This window comes from Mesorhizobium loti, from assembly GCF_013170705.1.
In the GTDB taxonomy this organism is placed as follows: domain Bacteria; phylum Pseudomonadota; class Alphaproteobacteria; order Rhizobiales; family Rhizobiaceae; genus Mesorhizobium; species Mesorhizobium loti_D.
The window spans coordinates 2682295-2700415 of record NZ_CP033334.1 but is presented as its reverse complement, the minus strand read 5'-3'; the positions used below and the strand labels follow the sequence as shown (position 1 = coordinate 2700415).

Here is an 18121-nt window from a genome sequence, read left to right as displayed (position 1 = left end):
GCACGCCATGAACGGCTATAGCTGGGATTTCTCCGTCATCTCCTCGGGCTGGCCGCAACTGATGAGCGGCCTCGCCATCACGCTGCAGTTGACCGTGATCTGCGCCGTCATCGGGCTCGTCGGCGGGTTCCTGGTCTGCCTGATGGCCATGAGCCGGTTCTTGCCGTTGCGTTGGCTGGCGGTCACGTTCATCGAATTGTTCCGCTGCACTCCGGCGCTCGTCCAGATCATCTGGATCTTCTATTGCCTGCCATTCTTCTTCGGCATCTTCATCGACCCGTTCACGATGGCGATCCTTGCGCTTGGCATGAACATCACGGCGTTCAACGCCGAGGCCTACAGGGCGGCGATCCAAGCCATCCCCTCGTCCCACTACGATGCGGGCACGGCGCTCGGCCTCTCTGCCTTCAAAAGGACTATATACATCGTCCTCCCCCAGGCGCTGCTGATTGCCATTCCGGTTCTGCTCACCAACACGATCGGCCTTCTGCAGCAGACGTCGCTGGTGGCGATCGTGGCGATCGGCGACCTGATGTATCAAGGCAAGAGCCTTGCCACGCAAAGCTACCGGCCAATCGAGATCTATTCGGCCGTCGCCCTCATCTACTTCCTCTTCTCGCTGCCCTTGTCGCAAATCGTCGGCTACTGCGAGAAGCGGCTTCGCGACCGTCTGGCCTGAGGAGCGACTCCCATGGATCTGGCAACATCGCTCTCCTTTCTCTACGATTACCGCTTGGCCCTGTTCACCGGTCTCGGCAATACGCTGTACTTTACAGCCATGGGCCTGGCGATCGGGCTGCCGCTCGGCTTTGCCGTCAGTGTCATACGTCAGTCCGGCCACCCGATCCTGAAGGCGATCGCGACAGCCTACGTGGAGATATTCCGCGGCACTCCGGTCCTGGTCCAGCTTTTCTGGTTCTTCTTTTGCCTGCCGGCGCTTCTGGGCATCGATCTTGGCAACGTCACCTCCACCATCGCGACGCTGGCGCTCTACATGGGAGCGATTTCCAGCGAAAGTTGCCGCGCCGCCCTCAAATCTATCGGCGCCGAGCAGCGCGACGCTTGCATCGCGCTTGGCCTCCCCTCCAGAGTCAGCGTGCCCTATGTGATCCTTCCGCAGACCATCATGCGCGCGGTGCCGACCCTGCTCTCAAACTGCGTGACGCTATTCAAGGAAAGCGCCCTGGTCTCGGCGGTCGGGATGGCGGATCTCATGTACCAAGGCCAGATGATCGCCGACGCCACGGCCCGGCCGATCGAGATCCTGACCGCGACGGCGCTGATCTACTTCTTCATCGCGTTCAGCGTCACGCGCATCGTGACCTACTATGAGCAGAGTTTCCTTGCGCGCCTGAAGCTCTGAGGCCATGGTGCGATTCACCGTTTTCACGGAAACGCCGAACCGTTCCGCGTCCTTTTTCATGCAGTTGCGGACGGAAAGCCGTTCGCTCCTTCCGGGATTGCCTCAGGCCTAAGATGTATTGAGAGGCCGGCTACGGGGCCATCCGTTCCAGCCTCAGTTGAGTCTGCTTCAACCCGCTCCGCGCTCGAGACTGTCGCCGTTGCGACCGGCTTCCCGAGAACAGCAAAGGCCGGAGCGCGAAATACGCTCCGGCCTGGTAGTGCACGAATACAGTGAAGGAACGGTCCCTATCGAACCCCTTGCCTTTGCAGCGAGACCAGCGTGGCCACGTTGAGGGCATTCCAGGGAATGTAGGCATCGAGCCATGCCGCCGCGCGGCCGGTGTAGAGGATCAACTCCTCGACGACATCGTCAACTGTTTCCGGCTGGGCGAGCAGGGATTTGGCCGATTCCAGCCTGGCACCGATCTCGTGGAGACCGCAGAAGCCGTCGATGCGCGCATTGAACGCCTCGATCAGAAAGGCGATGACCTCGCCGCGATTGCCGGCGTCGATGCCGTGACCGCCGCCACGCAGCCGCCAGAGCAGTTCATGCAGCTTGCGCAATTCACCCTCGGCCATTGCGAGCGGGCCATAGGGCAGCATCATGCCTTCGCGCTTCAGAAGCGTGAACATCTCTTCGGGCGCTTCCTGCCAGATGGCCTTGCGCGCCTCGCGCAGCGCAACGAGCCCAGGCGAAGACAGCGGCTTCTCCTTCGCGGCCAGCGGCAACGCGTCGGGGGCGGCCGTCAATTCGGCCAGGATCAGCCCCTGGCCGTGGTTCTCGACCACGTGGCGGCCGAATTCCTTGAGCCAGCCGATGTCGCCCTTGAGGCGGCCGAGCACGCAGACCTGCGCCTTCTCGGCCTGCAACTCGCCATAGATGAGTTCCAGGAACTGCCGTTCCGGCCAATAGAGGAACGTACCCGGCGGCAGGGTGAGAATATCCTGCGCCTTCTCGATGTCGGCGACAATCGGCGCATGCCAGAAGATATGCTGGCCGGCGATCTTGGCGCAGTGGATATCAAGCTTGGCCGGCAGCGACGCGACCAGTTTGCCGATCGTCTTCGGCGCCAGGTCAGGATAGAGCTCGACCTCGTGCGAGGCCCCGTTCAGATTAAAAAACAGCGATGGCATCCAGTCCTCATCCCTTGGAGAAGTGCGCGCCGCCGACAACCTGCCTGGTTGGCATCATCTCGATCGTTCCCAGGCTCACGGAAGGCGGTGTTTCAAGCATATGCAGAACGGTTTCAGCCACGTCCTCGGGCATGACGCATTCAAATCCGCTGTAGAGGTCCTCGCCGCTTGCAAGTTGCTCATGGATGCCGGTGCGCACGCGGCCGAGCAGGATCTCCCCGACCCGTAGCCGGCTGCCGCGCAGATCATATCTGAGGTTCGCGGCCATGGAGTGCATCGCCGCCTTGGTCGCGCTGTACAGAGCAGGTCCCGTGCCCGGTGCGGTGGCGCAGATCGACCCGAGCAGCACGATCGTTCCCCTGTCGCGTTGCAGCATCGGCGGAACGAGCGCGCGCAGCACGTTCACGGTGCCGAGTATGTTCGTGGAAACCAGTTTGGAGGCCAGTTCGTCCGATGTGTCATACAGCGCCACCTGCGGCCCGAGTAAACCCGCGCCATGGATCAGGACGCCCACGTCCAGACCTGCAAGCACCGCCTGGCTTGCACTGGCATCGGTGATATCGAGGACAAGCGTGCGGCAGCCCGTTTCCTCGCCCAGCGCGGCAAGTCCGGCACTCTTCGTTCCAAGAGCGATAACCGGGAAACCCGACCGCACCAACCGGCCGACGATCATCCTGCCTATCCCGCCGGTCGCCCCCGTTACGATAGCCGCCGGTTTCATGCCGCAATATTCCTTATGTTGCGCACGAAACATTCTGCAGGATTAGACGCGCCACCGTCGAGGGCTCCTCGACATGAGGCATGTGGCCGACGCCCGGCATGAAATGAACAGCCGCCGCCGCGCCGGCATGCAGCGCATGCCGCATCGGTATGATACGGTCCAGCTCGCCCCAGATGATCTTTTGCGGCTGGGTCAGGCGCTTCAGCACGCCGCGCAATTCCGATGCTTGGGTTCCATCGGGAAAGAACGCGGCGGCAAGCTCGATCTGCCGCTGCCTTGCGACATCGCCCCGCGCCTGCAGCGTGGCGGCGACGAAGCCCGGCGTCACGATCGAGGCGTCGGCGAAAAGCCTAAGCAGCCACGGCTTGAGACTCTCGGGCCGGGTCGCCCTGTTGTATCCGTCGACGAAGGCCCCATCGATCTCGGGGCCGAGGCCTGCCGGCGCCAGCAATGTCAGCGACTGGATCTCCAGCGCGCCGCTTTCCGCCAGTGCGAGGCAGACCGCGCCACCCAACGAATGCCCGACTAGGTGGACGCCTTCTATGCCCAATTCACGCAGGGCCGACGCCAGCACTTCGGCAAGACCATGGATGGAAGGCTTGCCTTCGGGCGGTGGCGACTTCCCATGACCAGGAAGATCAACGAGGATGATCGAAGCGCTGTTGCCGAGCGCGGCCACCAACGGCTGCCACGAAAGGCTGTCGCTCCCGAACCCATGGACGAGCAGGATCGGGATTCCGCCTGGCTTACCGCGCCGGGTGACATGGATGGCGCCGCTCGAAGGCCTTGCTGGCGCGACGGTCGCGGCCGGCCGGCCGATTCCTCGTCCTGTCGTTTCGTAGGCTTCGATATCCCGCAGCTTGATCCTGCCGGACACGCTCGACGCCGTCAGCTCGGAGAGGTCGATGCTCTTCTGCGCGGCCACGCGCCTGGCGAGCGGAGAGGCAAGCACCCGATTGACGGAGGGGCGACGGGAGCCGGTTTTCGCGACCTCCTTCGCAGCCAGGGTCGGCCGCTCCACAAGGGACTCGGCGGGTTCTGCGCCTGGCGACTGTATGGCGCCCGCTTCGGCAATCACGCCGAGAACGCCGCCCAATTCGATCTCCTGGCCGACCTCAGCCTTGATCTGTGCCAGGATGCCGGACGCCGGCGCCTCTATCTCCGTCGCAGCCTTGGCCGTTTCAACGGTGACCACAAGCTCGCCCGCCGTGACCGCGTCTCCCGGCTTCTTGTGCCATTCGACGACGACGACGGACTCCATATACTCCCCGCCGGCGCCCACAACTGTGATGTCGGTCACGATCTGGTCCTCCTCACTTCAGCGTATCGTGGACCGCCTGGGCGATCTTGGCAGCGTTGGGAAGAACAGCCATCTCGAGCGACTCGCTATAGGGGATCGGCATGTCCGGCAACGTCACCCGTGCCACGGGCGCGTCGAGATCGTCGAAGGCGTGATCCATGATCGTCGCCGACAATTCGGCGCCATACCCGCAGAAGCGCCAACCTTCATTGACCACCACCGCGTGATGGGTCTTGGCAATGGACGAGGTGATGGCCCCAAGGTCCAACGGGCGCAGGCTCCTGAGATCGATGACCTCGGCGCTTATCCCCTCGCCGGCCAGTGTCTCGGCCGCCTTCTGGCTTTCCAGGACCATGCGCGACGTGGCAAAGATGGAGACATCATTCCCCTCGCACACCGTTCTCGCCTTGCCGATGTCGACGATGAAATCAGCGTCGTCGGGAACCTCGTCGCGCAGATTATAAAGCAGCTTGTGCTCGAGGAAGATAACCGGCTGGCTGTCGCGAATGGCTGCCTTGAGCAATCCTTTCGCATCGGCCGGCGTCGCCGGCGCGACGACCTTGACCCCGGGAATATGGGCAACGAGTGAATCCAGAGACTTGGAATGCTGGGCGCCCGCGCCGGCGCCTCCGCCCCCCTGCGTGCGCAGGACGAAAGGCATGGACACGTCCTTCCAGAGATATTCATAGATGGACGCCTGGTTGATCAGCGCGTCCAGGACCAGCGGCATGAAATCCGCATACATGATCTCCAGCACCGGGCGCGTGCCGGTCATCGAAGCGGTCACGGCCATGGCGGCCAGGGCCTGCTCGGAGATAGGCGTGTCCCTGACGCGGCTTTCGCCAAACTCGTCCATGAGTCCGCGCGTCACCTTGAAGACGCCCCCATAGCGAGCAATGTCCTCACCGAAAAGGAAGACCGAAGGGTCGCGCAGCATCTCCTCGCGGAGCGCCTGATTGAGCGCCTCGGCATAACGCATCTTGGCCATGTCAGAGAACCTCTGCGTAAGGGGCGGTTTTTTCGTAGACCGCGAAAGCGGGGAATGGTGCAGCCAGCGCGGCATCGATCGCCGCCTCGACCTCAGCGGATGCTTCGCGTTCGATCTCCTGGAGGCGTTCGGCCCCGACGGCATCGACAAGCGACTGAAAGCTGATCGCTATCGGATCCCGCTCAGCCCAGGTGGCAAGCTCTTCCTCGCCCTGATATCCGCCCATGTCGGACGTCGAGAAGCCCTGCATCCGGTAAGTCTTGGCCTCGATCAGCGACGGACCTTCGCCTCGACGCGCTCGCTCGACCGCCGTGGCGACCGCGCGGTAGACCGCGACCACATCATTGCCGTCGATGATCTCGGACGGAATGCCGTAGCCGGCGCCGCGAATGCTGAGATCCTCGACCGGAGACTGCACCGAATGATGCACAGTCAGACCGTATTGATTGTGTTCGAGCACGAAGACGACAGGCAGCCTCCAGAGCCCAGCCATGTTCATGGACTCGTGGCAGATCCCTGTCTGCGCCGCGCCATCGCCGAAGAAGCACATGGCCACATCGGAGCCGCCGCGTATCTGGATCGACAGGGCCATTCCCGTTGCCGCAGGTATGCTGGCGCCGACGATCGCATTGCCGCCGATCATGCCGTTCGCCTTGTCGCCGATCAGCATGTGGCCGGCGCGCCCTCCGCAATAACCGGTTTCGCGGCCAAGGATCTCGGCCGCGATACCGTGCACGTCGAGGCCCTTGCCTACATAGTGGGCATGGCCGCGATGAGTGCTGGTCACGTAGTCCGAAGAGAACAACATCGCGGTCGCTCCAATTCCGACTGCCTCCTGTCCATCGCAGCGATGGATGGGGCCACGCGTCTTGCCAGCCTTGTGAAGATCGCCGAGGCGCTCCTCCAGCCGCCGCACGAGAATCATCCGGCGATGCATCTCGAGCCTTTCGGGAATCGATGGGGAGTTCTTCATGCGGCTTACCTTCGGGCGACAACAGTGACAGTACGATATTTGTTATAACAAATTAATTATCAAAGTCCGCCCGCCCATGCAAGCCTCATCAGCTCCTCTCCAGAGCCCGCAATACAAGATCGGCCGCGTAGGCATCCTCGGTGGCGATGCCAACCGAAATGAAAACCGTGGTGCTCGATGGATCGGCGACGGCCCGGCCCGCGAGGACTTCGCCGAGTTCGGCATGGATGCGCGCGCCCGACATGAGGATGTTTCCGGACTCCTGATTGGCGGCGTCCCTGGACTCGACCACAATGAGGGATTTCATCACCGTATCGTCCAGTTCGCGCCCATCGAGCCCGTTCCAGCCGACCGCGCTCACATGAGCGCCGGGCTTGAGCCACTCGCCTTTGACGATCGGCTCACGCGCCGAGGTGGTCGTGGCGATCACGTCGGCACCGCGCACGGCCGCCTCGCTGCTGTCGCAAAGCCGGGCGCCGGTCTTCTCGGCAAAAGCGCGGGCATGGTCGGCATTGCGGCTCCAGACACGGATTTCCTCGAAGGCACGCACCCGCCGCATGGTCTCGAAATGGCCGTGCGCCTGAGCTCCGCTACCCAGGATCGCCAGGACCTTGGCGTCCGGCGACGCCAACCGGCGCGCCGCCATGGCCGACACCGCGGACGTGCGCATCTGGGTGATATAGGTGCCGTCCAGCACGGCGCGCGGCAAGCCCGTCCACCGATCGAAGACTATGACAACGGCGTTGTGACTGTCGATCCCCCGCTCATGATTGCGAGGATAGTTGCCGACAAGCTTGACCGCCAGGATATCGGTCACGGCCGGCATCAGGCAGAGGTCGCCTCCCGCCTCCTCGTCGATGACCCGCATGCGCACCGGCTGGATCACCTTGCCGGTCGAGAAAGCGACCAGTGCTTGTTCCATGGCGTCGATCAGCGCATCGGTGTCCAGCACGGCGGCGATCTTGTCCCTGTCATAGTATGGCAGCATGGCAGGCAACTCCTCAGAAACGCTCGGGCCGGAATGGAGTGAGGTCCACGGGTGGCGTTTCGTCGGCGGCCAGCGCCGCGACTATGCGGCCGGTCACGCAGCCGCTGGACATGCCTACGTGCTGATGGCCGAAAGCGAGGATTATCTCCGGGGTTCGCGGCGATCGACCAATCACCGGCAGCGCATCCGGCATTGAGGGCCTGAAACCCATCCAGGTCGACGACGGACTTTCTCGCAGGTCGGGCAGGAAACGCCGGGCCGTGCGTTCCAGATAGGCGTGGCAAGCCGGATTGGGACCTTTGTCCAGTCCAGCCAGTTCGACCATGCCTGCGCAGCGGAGCCCCTCATTCATCGGCGTCATGGCAAAGCCGGCCGTGGCGCTGGAACAGGTGCGGCTGATGATACCGCCATGGCCGCCGAAGACGACGTGGTAGCCACGCTCCGTCTCGAGCGGAACAGGCGCAATCGTTGTGCCAAACAGCCGCCTGGAGTGCGCACCGGCGGAAAGCACCGCCTGGTCGACGACATGCGCCCGTACGCCCTTCAGAACCAGCTTGCCGGCCGTATTCTTGTCGATCGACGCAATGTCCTCACGCAGGAAAGTGCCGCCCTCGGCACAGAAATGCCTGGCCAGCGTTGCGCAGACGTCGACCGGGCTGAGATAGTGCAGGGCAGACTTGAAATAGAGCCCCTTGACGAAGACGGGCGCCAGGTTCGGTTCGAGCCGGCCGACCTCGGCGGCATCGATCTCCTCCATGTCGCCGGCAAGGTCCCTGTACATCTGGATTTCAGTGGAAAGATCGCGGCAGTCGGCCTCGTTTTCATAGAGATGCAGGTAGCCACCGCCCCGGATGAGGCTGTCCGCGCCGCTTTCCCTGAAAAGCGGCAAGGCGAATTCGAGATTGCGCGACAACAGCGAATGCAGGGCGTGCGAAATCCTGGTCACTTCGTCATGCGAGCAGTGGCGCAGAAAGGATATCAGCCAAGGCATCATCCGCGGCGCATAGGCCCAGTTGATGCTGAGCGGACTGCCGCCGGAGAACATAAGCTTCAACAGGCGTCGCGGTATGGATGGACTGTTGACCGGGACGAAGGCATGCGGGGCGATTGCGCCCGCATTGCCGAAGGACGCGCCGGTGCCAGGCTCGTTGCGATCGAGCAGAGTGACCCTAAACCCTGCCTTCTGAAGATAGAGCGCCGAGGAGATCCCGACGATTCCAGCGCCCACGACGGCAATATGCGTGTCACCTGGTGCAGACATTGGCATGGTCCCTGGCGTCCATCGGTGAAGCGGGCGGCGTCAGGCCGCGGGTAAGCGCTGGAACATCTTGGTGCCGCCAACAACCTGGTGGGTCGGAACCACCTCGATCTGGGCGACGCATACATGCGGCGGGGTCGACAGCACATATTGGATGGCGTCCGCGATGTCCTGAGGCCATAGGCACTCGTAAGGGTCATACAGCATCGCGTCGGACTTGGCGTGATCGCCGTCGAACATCTCGGCGTGCATCCCAGTGCGCACGCGTCCCGGACGAACCTCTGTTACGCGCACATCGGTACCAAAGAGCTCCATCCTGAGGTTGGCGCTCATATTGTGGATGGCCGCCTTGGAAGCGCTGTACATGGGCTGCCCCGCCGACGGATAGGGCCCGGCCAGCGAGCCGATGTTGACGATATGCCCACGATTGCGCTCGACCATTCCCGGCACCACAGCCGACAATGCGTTGTGCACGCCGATGACGTTCACATCGATGATGCGCTGGGCCGAACTGGTCGGCACTGAATAGAGAGTTCCGGTGACCCCGAGAACACCGGCGGCGTTGACCAGGATGTCGATATGCTGTCCCGAGAAGGCCTCCTTGAGCGCGGCCGCGTCGGTGACATCCATGAAGACGGTTTTGACATTATCTATGCCCTTGAGGGCGTCTAGTTTCTCCTGGTTGTTCGACAAAGCGACCGTTTCGACGCCATGGCTGCCCAACATCTTCACCAGAGCCGCGCCAATACCGCCGCTGCCGCCCGTAACGAGCGCCCGCATCCCCTTCTCGAGCATTCCGCGATCCCTTCCTTACATGCCTTTGGTGTGAAAGCAATGTTATTTGTTATATCACATAAACGTCAAGTGCAAATTTTCCGCGGCAGGAGCGTCCCTGACGGCACCGTGGACGAGCACGCCTAGCCGAGGCCGTCCCCAGCACCGCAAGGGGAGGCGTTGGCGGCGACGGGAATGATGAAAAACGCAGCGCGTCGGAGCTACCGCCCTTCGCTCACAGCCTCAAAAAACGCCTGGGAAGAAAATTCAATGTCGTGAGCGATCGCCTTCGCCACGGCTTCGGGATCCGCTTCCCTGATGGCACGGATGATGGCGATGTGATTGAGCACGCCATTGTCCGTCTTGGCGAAGTCCGGATAGATGATCTTGAGGTAGGAGCCGGTCCTCAGCCAGCAGCTTTCGATCATCTTGACCAGGAACGGCATACGGGCCGCTTCATAGATGCTGAAATGGAAGCTCCAGTTCAGCTCCGTCAGCAGCTGGTAGTTCTTTTGTTGATTTGCTTCAATAAGTTGGTCATTCAGCGCACCGATGGCGATGATGTCTTTCGAGGTCAGGTTGGGCATCGCCTCGCGCGCCGCCAGACTCTCCAGCGATATGCGCACCTTGGTCAGCTCGCGGATCTTCTCCGTATCCAACTGCGGGATATAAATCGAGCCGTTGTCGCCCAGTTCGAGCACGCCCTCGGCCGCCAGATTGAACAGCGCTTCGCGGGCCGGTGTCAGGCTCACGCCAAGCGAGGCGGCAACTGCCCGCATCGTCAGCTTTTCGCCTGGCTGGAAGAGACCCGCCATTATGGCGTGCCGCAATTGCTCGCGGACCCGAACGCCGAGCGTCTCGGTACGTGGAAAGGGAGAAAAATTGGCAAGCGCTTCGACCATTGGACCGTCCCTTGGCGTCATTCCCGGTCATGACATATATCGCGCCCGACCTATTGATAAAGAAAATTCGCTTCTTTCCGCCACTTGTCCAGAAATTTGTTCCCGGATTCGTCGGCGGAGTTGCAAAAGTTTTATAACATATTACACTTAGCGGCAACCCGGGAGCAGCGGAGCCGTGACGTGAGAATTTGCTGGATTCATCCAACCACCCGTAATGACGCCCTCGAACCGCTATGGGCGAAGCTCGACGAGGTGGTCCGGCCCGTGCTTAACAAGGAGACGGAACTGGAGTTCCGCTTTCTGCCCAGGAGCGGCAATTTCGTCCGCTCCCTCTATGCCGAGCACATCAACTCTGTCCACATCGTCGAGGCGGCCATGCAGGCCGAACAGGACGGTTTCGACGGCGTCTTCCTGGGCTGCTGGAACGACCCTCTGTGGGAAGCGCGCGAAGTGCTCGATGTCCCCGTTGCCTCCGTCAGCGAGCAGTCCATGCTCGCCGCACTTTCCCTGGGCAGGCGCTTCGCGGTGGTGACCGTCTCCCAGAAGACCTCCGTGTCGATCGAGAATGACCTGCTGGCCTATGGCCTCAGCGATCGTGCGATCACCCGGCCGGTGCGCAGCATAGCCCCCGAATCCGACGGCGATCTGCTGGCGGGAGCGGTCAACGACCCCTACAAGGAATTCATCCCGCGCGTCGAGCAGGTGGCGCAGGAATGCATTCGTGACGGCGCCGACGTCATCCTCATCGGCTGCGCCTATTATGGCCCGCTGCTGCGCGCCGCCGGCTACACGGAAATTCCTGGGACCGGCGTCCCTGTCGTCGATTCCAGCACCGTGGCGCTGAAGTATCTTGAGACGATGACCGACATCGCGCTGCAGACCGGCCTGGTCAAGAGTAGGCGCCTCCAGCTCAAGCCTCCCGCCAGGGATGCGCTCGACCGGGCCCGTCAAAGCCTGGCACTCGCATAATCTTATCCAGATCGCGCAATTCGAAACGTGAGCGTGCGTGCAATGTCCCTGGCAAGTCCGATCGACAGCGAACTGCAAGGCGTGGTGTGGAAACGCACCCTGAAGGAGCACGTGCATCGCTATCCCGCTCTTTCCGGCACCGAGGAAGCCGACCTGGTCGTTGTCGGCGCGGGATATTGCGGCCTCAACATCGCCATCCATGCCGCGAAGGCGGGGCTGAGCGTCGCGCTGGTCGAGGCCGGCATCGTCGGCAACGGCGCATCGGGCCGCAATGGCGGGTACAATGTCCCCCAATTCCCCGGCGCCATAACGCCATCGGCGGTCCAGGCGATGATCGGCCGAAAGAAAGGCGAGCGCCTTTCCGCCCTTGTCCTTGACGGCGCCGATGCCGTTTTCCGCCAGATCGAGGCCTACCAGATCAACTGCTCGGCGGTTCAGAACGGCTGGGTGCAGCCGGCCCATTCCGAGGCGTCGCTTGGAAAGGTCCGCCGGGTCTTCGACGAATGGAAGGCATGGGGCGCGGATATCTCCTGGCTTTCGGCGGCCGACGTCGCGGACCTCGTGGGAGCCTCCGGCTATCTGGGCGGCTGGTCGAATCCGAGCGGCGGCACGGTCAACCCCTACGGGCTGGCGATAGGCCTGGGCCGCGCCGCAAGCCAGCAGGGCGTCAGGATTTTCGAACGCAGCCCGGTCGATGGCATCGACGATACGCCCCAGGGCGCTGTGGTGCGCTGCGGGCCAAACCGCGTGCGCGCGCGCCGCGTGATCGTCGCGACCAACGCCTATACGGGTGACTTCCTGCCCGAGGTGCAGCGTTCGGTGGTGCCGGTCTATCTCTATCACGCCGCGACCAAGCCGCTTAGCCAGAAACTGCGCAAGGAGATATTGCACAGCGGCCTTTGCTTCACGGACCTGCGCAAATCGGGCGGCTTCGGCCGCCTCGACGACGACGGGAGGCTGATCTCGGGTGGCGCTGTCTTTGCCTTCGGCAACAAGCGCGCCTACGGCATTGCCCACGCCCGAAAGAGAATGCGGCTGCTCTTTCCCCAACTCACGGCCGCCGATGTCGAATTCGACGACTATTGGGAAGGATATTGCGCGGTCACCGACAGCTACCTGCCGCGCATGCAGCGCCTCGGCCGCGAGGTGTTCTCCGTCGTCGGCTTCTCGACGCGAGGTGTAAACCTGGCGCAGAATCTGGGCCGGGTCGTGGGTGAATTCGCGGCCGGCAAGCTGGCGCTCGACGACGTCCCGGTCGAGGTAGCCGAAACGCGCCGGGATGTTCCCTTCTGGCGGATCAAGGCGCGCGCCGCGCGGCTGGTCTTCCCTTACTATCAGGCGAAGGACCGGCTCGGACTGAGCTGAACTGGTCCTTCATATTCTCGATCCGGAGCGTGTGATGGCAAACTACGATGTTCTTTTCCAGCCGTTGCGGATTCGCAACCTGACAATCCGCAACCGATTTCTCTCCACCAGCCATGAACCGGGCTACGTGCTGGCCGGCGACATCACCGACCGTTACATCGCCTATCAGGCCGAGAAGGCCAAGGGCGGGGTCGGACTGACCCAGTTTGGCGGAGCCACGGCGGTCTCGGCCGAAAACTCATTCTACTATGGCCAGATCAACGGCTCCGTCGACAAGGTCATCCCTCAGTTCAGGAAGATGGCGGCGGCCATCCATGAACATGGCGCCCTGTGCACCGTGCAGTTGACGCATGGTGGGCGGCGCGAGCGCTGGGACCTGACCAACTGGTTGCCAACCTTCTCGGCCTCGCCACTGCGCGAGATCATCCACGGCACCTTTCCCGCGACCATGGAAGACCACGACATCCGCAGGACCATCGACAACTACGCAGCGGCCGCCGCGCGCGTTCGTGATGGGGACGTCGACGGTGTCGAGATATCCTGTCAGGCCGGTACGCTGATCGAGCAGTTTTGGTCGCCAGCCATGAACAACCGGACCGACGGATACGGCGGCACGTTGGCCAACCGTATGCGCTTTGGACTGGAGATTCTCGAGGCGGTGCGCCGCAGACTCGGCGACGACTACGTCATCGGCATCAGGATGCCGGGAGACGAGATGTTGAAGGGCGGCCTCTCGCAAGATGACTGCATCGAGATCGCCAAGACCTACGCGGGCAGCGGCCTGATCGACTTCATCAGCGTCGTGGCGGCCCAGGCGGTGGACTATCAGTCGGAAGCCAGGATCTGGCCGACCATGTGGGTGCCCTCCGCCGCCTACCTGCCCCTGGCCAAGGCCATTCGCGACGAGGTGAAGGACAAGGTCAAGATTTTCCACGCCGCGCGCATGACCGATGCGGCGACCGCGGAGCATGCGCTGAAGAGCGGCTCGGTGGATATGGTCGGCATGACGCGGGCGCTCATAGCCGACCCCTACCACATCAACAAACTGAAGGCGGGTGATGAAGAAAACATCCGTCCTTGTGTCGGCGTCGGCTACTGCGTGGACCGCGCCATCCGCGGCATCGACGCGCTGTGTGCGCACAATGTCGCGACCTCGCGCGAGGCCACGATCCCGCAGATCGTTCGCCCCGCCGAAACCCGCAAGAAGGTGATGGTCGTCGGCGGGGGCCCCGCCGGCATGGAGGCGGCGCGCGTCAATGCGCGGCGTGGCCACGAGGTCGTGCTCATGGAGGCCGCTGGCGAACTCGGCGGACAGCTTCTGCTGGCCGCCCGCGCGACCTGGCGCCGCGACCTCGCCGGCGTCACGACATGGCTGGCACGGCAGATGGATGTCCTGAAGGTCGATGTCAGGCTCAACACCTATGCGGAGGCCGACGAGGTGCTCGGCGAAAAACCAGACGCCGTGATCATCGCTACGGGCGGCCTGCCCAATGTCGGCCGCTTTGTCGGATCGGAACTCGCCGCCTCGGTGTGGGACGTCCTATCCGGCCAGAAGGCCGTTGGCGGCGATGTGCTGCTGGTCGACGAAAACGGAACCGCTTCGGCAGCCTCCTGCGCGGAGTTCGCCGCCGCGCAGGGCGCACGCGTCCGCATCATCACCCCCGACCGCGAATTCGGCCGCGAGATCGGCGGCACTAACCTCGGTGCCCATATGTCCGAACTCTACAAGCGCGACGTCCGTATCGAGACCGACACCCGGCTTCTCTCCTTGCGCAGGCAGGGCAACAAAGTCATCGCCGTCACCCAGAACACCTACAGCGACAAGACACGCGAACTGGAGCTGGACCACGTGATCGGCGACAACGGTACCTTGCCCAATGACGATGTCTACACCACCCTGAAGCCGCTTTCGCGCAATCTGGGCGAGGTGGACCTGCGCGCGCTTGCCGATGCCCGCCCGCAGACCATCCTTACCAACCCCGACGGGCAATTCTCCCTATACAAGGTCGGCGATGCCTGGGCCTGCCGCGACCTGCACGCCGCCATGCTGGACGCCGCCCGCATCAGCCATCCCCTGTGAACCCGTTCCAGAGGCCGTCCGGAAGGAAACCGATTCGATGAGCACGATCACCCACGGAAACGTCGACTACCGGGTCGTTCCCCTCGAAAACTGTCTTGATCTGGTGAAGCAGATTCAAGCGGCGGGTCGGCGCTGGCATTCCCATGTCCTGTCACCGGGGTGCGATTTCAACCCCTACGACGGCCTCTATGCCATAGTCGTAGAGGACGATGCCGACGGCGTGGTCTATATCGCCCCCTCGGACGGCTTTCCCGAGGTCGATAAGGTCTTCGTCAAGATGCTGCATGGCGACGATATTCTGGACGTGCAGGCGACGCTTGGCGAGAACGGCGAACTGGCAAGGACATCGGCGCTGCTTGCCCGCGTTGTCGAGATCAACAGCCAGGGCATTGCCTGGCACCACCACATGAACTTCCCCGACTGCGTTCTCAATCCGCACCGCGGACGTTGGGCGATCACCGTGGAAAGCGCCTCCGGCACGTTCTCGGAAAGTTACGAAGCCGAGCCGAAGTCGGTCCTGCGCGAGATCGAAGTGCTCTATTTCCGCAACTTGGCGAATGCCTGAACAGGCAGTGGCGGTTCCCTTGCCGTTGCCGCGCGTCAGGGCACGTCCCTGGGCACGGTGTCGGCGTCGAGCGGCTCCTGCCTGACGACCTTCCGGTGGAATATGAACAAGCCGGCAAAGACGATGATGCAGGCCCCGGCCAGAATCCGACTGCCCGGCACATCGCCGAAGACCAGGACGCCCAGCACGATGCCCCACAACAGCAGCGTGTATTGGAGCGGAGCTAGCATGGACACCGGCGCCAGCTTGATTGCACGGGTGATCATCAGATGTGCCAGGCAACCGACGATGCCGAGCAGCAGCATTGAGGCCGCCTGAGCCGGTGACGGCGTGATCCAGTCGAAGACCGCGAAGGCCATGCCGCCGATCAGCGCTCCGGTCATCTGGAAAACGCCGAGCGTCGTGTCGCTGGTCCTCGACAGCACCTTGTTGAGCATCAGCGCAACCGAATAGGAAATGCTGCCGGCGATCGGATAGATCGCGTCGGGCGTAAGCGAGGCCGACGAAGGGTCAAGTGCGATGACGACCCCGCCAAAGCCGGCTAGGATGGCGAGCCAGCGCCGCCATCCTAGCCGCTCGCCGAGAAAGACGTGCGACATCGCCGCGACATAGATCGGGCCGGCCATGTAGAAAGTGAGGACGTCGGCCAGCGGAAGGTGCACGACCGCGGCGTAGAAGAGGCCGGAATCGATGGTTGCCAGCGCGACCCGCAACACATGCAGCACTGGCCGGTCGACCTTCCAGAAGATTGGATCACCCTGTTGGTAGAGCATTGGCCCGAGAATGACGAAGGAGCCGATCGCCCTTGATGCCAGCACCTGGCCGACGCTGAAACTGGCAACGAGGATCTTGCCGAGCGCATCGTTCAGGGCGAAGAAGAAATTACCGAGCAGCATCAGTGCGATACCGATCCAGATCGCGTTGGCGTTCGCCGGACTGATCAGTCTGTGGAAGAATGCCGCCATGCCGATTTTACGATCCTCTGGGTTACGCGCTTCACACCCTAGGACAGCAGCTGGGAAGCGAACCTCGCAGACGCGGGCGCCGGCGACGAACTCAATGCGCGCCGAGTTCGACCGAGCGGACGCGTGCTGCTTCCACCGTCCGCGCCAGCAGTGTATCGAGCCCGCCCTCACCCATCAGCACGGCGAGAGCAGCGGCGGTCGTCCCATTTGGGCTGGTGACCTGCCGGCGCAGTACGGCGGGGTCGTCGCTGCTTTTCCGAGCGAGCAGCCCTGCGCCATAAATCGTCTGCAGAACGAGATCCCGTGCCAGAGCGTCCGGAAGTCCGCCCGCTGTACCCGCCCGTTCCAAGCATTCGAGGAAGTGGAAGACATAGGCTGGCCCGGAGCCCGACACCGCCGTCACGGTGTGCATCAACGCCTCGTCGTCAATGAAGACGACCTTGCCGGCTGGAGACAAGAGCCGCTCCGCCAGATGCCTTTGCTGCTTGCTCGTCATGACGTTGGCGCAGCAAACGAGCATGCCGGCTCCCACCGCGGCCGCCATATTCGGCATGCAGCGCACGATCGGCACGTCTGTCCCGACAACGTCAGCCATTGCGGCGATCTCGATGCCTGCGGCTACCGAGAGGAAGAAGGCGCCGTCTTGCGCAAAACGGAGATAGGCCGGCAGCAGATCGCACAGATGTTGCGGCTTGACGGCGAAGACGATGGCTGCCGGATCAAACCCGGGCGGTATTCCGCTGATATCGACGGAGGCCGTCGCGCCGATAGCCTCGGCGCGCTCCCGAAGCGCCACCACCGGCTCGACTATATGGGCCTTGACCATCCTTTCCCCTGGAAGCCACCCAGCCAGAAGAGCGTAGCCCATGTTGCCGCAGCCGACGATCAGCACGTCGATCGGTTTATCTGCTTGCCTGACAATTTCGGTCACTAGCCAGACCCTTCCTGAGTGAGCGAAGAAAATGTTATGACGAATTTGTTATAAAATCAACTCGGCAATTCGGGCCGACCACATTCTCACCGCTCGATCAACAGGCACTGTATCGTGAGGTGGTTGCCTCCAACATTTACAGGCTCGTCGGTTCAAGCGAGATCGACGTGGTCAAGGCCGCGATGTACGAAATCGGCGCCAAGCTAGGCGCTGCGAAATTCACCGAGGTCACCTCGCCTTCCATTTTCGGAAAGCTTCGATGCCGCATTCGAATCCAGTCAGTCGGGAACGATGGACGACTGCGTTTCGACTTGTCGCCGCATGAGAGATCGGCGAACGGATTCTTCTGTTCGGGTGAACCGAGATGACGATAGTAGTCGCCATAAAGGGTTCGCAAGTTCCCCATATTTCGGTTTCCAGTCGACGCCGAACGGTCTGGCCTCCCCTTCTCGGGTGCAATTCTGTCCAACCAATATTTATGCACCGCACGCGCGTCGTCGCGTGTGATCTCTCCCATCGGCTTGTCGCCGAAAAGGTGATGAAGACATCGACGCTCATTTGGCGCTTTGCCTTCCATCGTTTCTTCTGATCAGAACTTTTGGTGCGGAGTCCGTCGCGGACGATCTCGTCGAAATAGAGCTTCAGCGCTTCCGAAATCTTGTCGTCAGGACGGGACACAATGCCAGTAACAGCGTCAACCACGGGAGAGCTGGCAGGCTCTCCGATCGTGGCCTCGGCCCGCTGTAGGATGGTATCCAGCGGCTCGGCAACGAGGATGTCGGTGAGCGGCCGACAGACGAACCC

General features: G+C 62.5%; 18 protein-coding genes. 6 read left to right on the top strand and 12 right to left on the bottom strand.

What is annotated here, in order from left to right; translation table 11 throughout:
• Positions 1 to 7 precede the first annotated feature (7 nt).
• Both EB815_RS13170 and EB815_RS13165 read left to right on the top strand, forming a co-directional pair.
• Positions 8 to 679 (top strand): amino acid ABC transporter permease, encoded by a 672-nt coding sequence (locus EB815_RS13170; protein ID WP_056566164.1) that lies wholly within the window; start codon positions 8 to 10, stop codon positions 677 to 679.
• A 12-nt stretch (positions 680 to 691) separates the two neighbouring features.
• Entirely contained in the window at positions 692 to 1363 is a 672-nt protein-coding gene (locus EB815_RS13165; RefSeq protein ID WP_056566160.1) for an amino acid ABC transporter permease, read from the top strand.
• A gap of 287 nt (positions 1364 to 1650) precedes the next feature.
• Here the strand turns inward: EB815_RS13165 and EB815_RS13160 are convergent, their stop codons facing one another.
• The 9 genes from EB815_RS13160 to EB815_RS13120 form a co-directional block, all read right to left on the bottom strand.
• Complete coding sequence (locus tag EB815_RS13160) at positions 1651 to 2538, bottom strand: hypothetical protein (protein ID WP_056566156.1); 888 nt, start codon at positions 2536 to 2538, stop codon at positions 1651 to 1653.
• Positions 2539 to 2545: 7 nt separating this feature from the next.
• Entirely contained in the window at positions 2546 to 3211 is a 666-nt protein-coding gene (locus EB815_RS13155; RefSeq protein ID WP_056566152.1) for an SDR family oxidoreductase, read from the bottom strand.
• A 61-nt stretch (positions 3212 to 3272) separates the two neighbouring features.
• Complete coding sequence (locus EB815_RS13150) at positions 3273 to 4559, bottom strand: acetoin dehydrogenase dihydrolipoyllysine-residue acetyltransferase subunit (protein WP_155772545.1); 1287 nt, start codon at positions 4557 to 4559, stop codon at positions 3273 to 3275.
• 13 nt (positions 4560 to 4572) lie between these two features.
• Positions 4573 to 5547 (bottom strand): alpha-ketoacid dehydrogenase subunit beta, encoded by a 975-nt coding sequence (locus tag EB815_RS13145; RefSeq protein WP_056566145.1) that lies wholly within the window; start codon positions 5545 to 5547, stop codon positions 4573 to 4575.
• A gap of 1 nt (position 5548) precedes the next feature.
• The gene (locus tag EB815_RS13140) at positions 5549 to 6520 is read right to left on the bottom strand and encodes a thiamine pyrophosphate-dependent dehydrogenase E1 component subunit alpha (RefSeq protein WP_056566143.1); all 972 of its coding nucleotides are present in this window, start codon (positions 6518 to 6520) and stop codon (positions 5549 to 5551) included.
• Positions 6521 to 6608: 88 nt separating this feature from the next.
• On the bottom strand, positions 6609 to 7508 hold the full coding sequence (locus EB815_RS13135; protein WP_056566140.1) for an ornithine cyclodeaminase family protein: 900 nt from the start codon (positions 7506 to 7508) through the stop codon (positions 6609 to 6611).
• A gap of 13 nt (positions 7509 to 7521) precedes the next feature.
• On the bottom strand, positions 7522 to 8769 hold the full coding sequence (locus tag EB815_RS13130) for an NAD(P)/FAD-dependent oxidoreductase (RefSeq protein WP_056566137.1): 1248 nt from the start codon (positions 8767 to 8769) through the stop codon (positions 7522 to 7524).
• A gap of 39 nt (positions 8770 to 8808) precedes the next feature.
• Positions 8809 to 9561, bottom strand: coding sequence for an SDR family oxidoreductase (locus tag EB815_RS13125; RefSeq protein WP_056566134.1), 753 nt, complete (start codon positions 9559 to 9561; stop codon positions 8809 to 8811).
• A gap of 200 nt (positions 9562 to 9761) precedes the next feature.
• A complete protein-coding gene (locus tag EB815_RS13120) occupies positions 9762 to 10442 on the bottom strand; it encodes a GntR family transcriptional regulator (RefSeq protein ID WP_056566131.1) in 681 nt (226 codons plus the stop codon).
• A gap of 180 nt (positions 10443 to 10622) precedes the next feature.
• On the opposite strand from EB815_RS13120, the gene EB815_RS13115 reads away from it, so the two are divergent.
• The 4 genes from EB815_RS13115 to EB815_RS13100 are packed head-to-tail and all read left to right on the top strand — an operon-like array spanning position 10623 to position 15421.
• A complete protein-coding gene (locus EB815_RS13115; protein ID WP_056566128.1) occupies positions 10623 to 11411 on the top strand; it encodes an aspartate/glutamate racemase family protein in 789 nt (262 codons plus the stop codon).
• Between the two features lie 42 nt (positions 11412 to 11453).
• Complete coding sequence (locus EB815_RS13110) at positions 11454 to 12776, top strand: NAD(P)/FAD-dependent oxidoreductase (RefSeq protein ID WP_056566125.1); 1323 nt, start codon at positions 11454 to 11456, stop codon at positions 12774 to 12776.
• Between the two features lie 34 nt (positions 12777 to 12810).
• The gene (locus EB815_RS13105; RefSeq protein WP_196772397.1) at positions 12811 to 14856 is read left to right on the top strand and encodes an FAD-dependent oxidoreductase; all 2046 of its coding nucleotides are present in this window, start codon (positions 12811 to 12813) and stop codon (positions 14854 to 14856) included.
• A 37-nt stretch (positions 14857 to 14893) separates the two neighbouring features.
• Complete coding sequence (locus tag EB815_RS13100; protein WP_056566121.1) at positions 14894 to 15421, top strand: hypothetical protein; 528 nt, start codon at positions 14894 to 14896, stop codon at positions 15419 to 15421.
• A gap of 35 nt (positions 15422 to 15456) precedes the next feature.
• Here the strand turns inward: EB815_RS13100 and EB815_RS13095 are convergent, their stop codons facing one another.
• From EB815_RS13095 to EB815_RS13085, 3 genes are all read right to left on the bottom strand, one after another.
• Positions 15457 to 16386 carry a DMT family transporter gene (locus EB815_RS13095; protein WP_056566119.1) on the bottom strand — a complete coding sequence of 310 codons (930 nt, stop codon included), beginning with the start codon at positions 16384 to 16386 and terminating at the stop codon, positions 15457 to 15459.
• A 91-nt stretch (positions 16387 to 16477) separates the two neighbouring features.
• Complete coding sequence (gene proC / locus EB815_RS13090; protein WP_274534543.1) at positions 16478 to 17317, bottom strand: pyrroline-5-carboxylate reductase; 840 nt, start codon at positions 17315 to 17317, stop codon at positions 16478 to 16480.
• A 136-nt stretch (positions 17318 to 17453) separates the two neighbouring features.
• Positions 17454 to 17894, bottom strand: a complete 441-nt coding sequence (locus EB815_RS13085; RefSeq protein WP_155772544.1) for a hypothetical protein — start codon at positions 17892 to 17894, stop codon at positions 17454 to 17456.
• Between the last annotated feature and the right edge of the window lie 227 nt (positions 17895 to 18121).

Coding starts and splice junctions, on each gene's coding strand:
- EB815_RS13160 (WP_056566156.1), bottom strand. CDS start 2,538: ATGCCATCGCTGTTTTTTAATCTGAACGGGGCCTCGCACGAGGTCGAG.
- EB815_RS13125 (WP_056566134.1), bottom strand. CDS start 9,561: ATGCTCGAGAAGGGGATGCGGGCGCTCGTTACGGGCGGCAGCGGCGGT.
- EB815_RS13140 (WP_056566143.1), bottom strand. CDS start 6,520: ATGAAGAACTCCCCATCGATTCCCGAAAGGCTCGAGATGCATCGCCGG.
- EB815_RS13095 (WP_056566119.1), bottom strand. CDS start 16,386: ATGGCGGCATTCTTCCACAGACTGATCAGTCCGGCGAACGCCAACGCG.
- EB815_RS13170 (WP_056566164.1), top strand. CDS start 8: ATGAACGGCTATAGCTGGGATTTCTCCGTCATCTCCTCGGGCTGGCCG.
- EB815_RS13085 (WP_155772544.1), bottom strand. CDS start 17,894: ATGGAAGGCAAAGCGCCAAATGAGCGTCGATGTCTTCATCACCTTTTC.
- EB815_RS13110 (WP_056566125.1), top strand. CDS start 11,454: ATGTCCCTGGCAAGTCCGATCGACAGCGAACTGCAAGGCGTGGTGTGG.
- EB815_RS13105 (WP_196772397.1), top strand. CDS start 12,811: ATGGCAAACTACGATGTTCTTTTCCAGCCGTTGCGGATTCGCAACCTG.
- EB815_RS13145 (WP_056566145.1), bottom strand. CDS start 5,547: ATGGCCAAGATGCGTTATGCCGAGGCGCTCAATCAGGCGCTCCGCGAG.
- EB815_RS13155 (WP_056566152.1), bottom strand. CDS start 3,211: ATGATCGTCGGCCGGTTGGTGCGGTCGGGTTTCCCGGTTATCGCTCTT.
- EB815_RS13130 (WP_056566137.1), bottom strand. CDS start 8,769: ATGTCTGCACCAGGTGACACGCATATTGCCGTCGTGGGCGCTGGAATC.
- EB815_RS13100 (WP_056566121.1), top strand. CDS start 14,894: ATGAGCACGATCACCCACGGAAACGTCGACTACCGGGTCGTTCCCCTC.
- EB815_RS13120 (WP_056566131.1), bottom strand. CDS start 10,442: ATGGTCGAAGCGCTTGCCAATTTTTCTCCCTTTCCACGTACCGAGACG.
- EB815_RS13165 (WP_056566160.1), top strand. CDS start 692: ATGGATCTGGCAACATCGCTCTCCTTTCTCTACGATTACCGCTTGGCC.
- EB815_RS13135 (WP_056566140.1), bottom strand. CDS start 7,508: ATGCTGCCATACTATGACAGGGACAAGATCGCCGCCGTGCTGGACACC.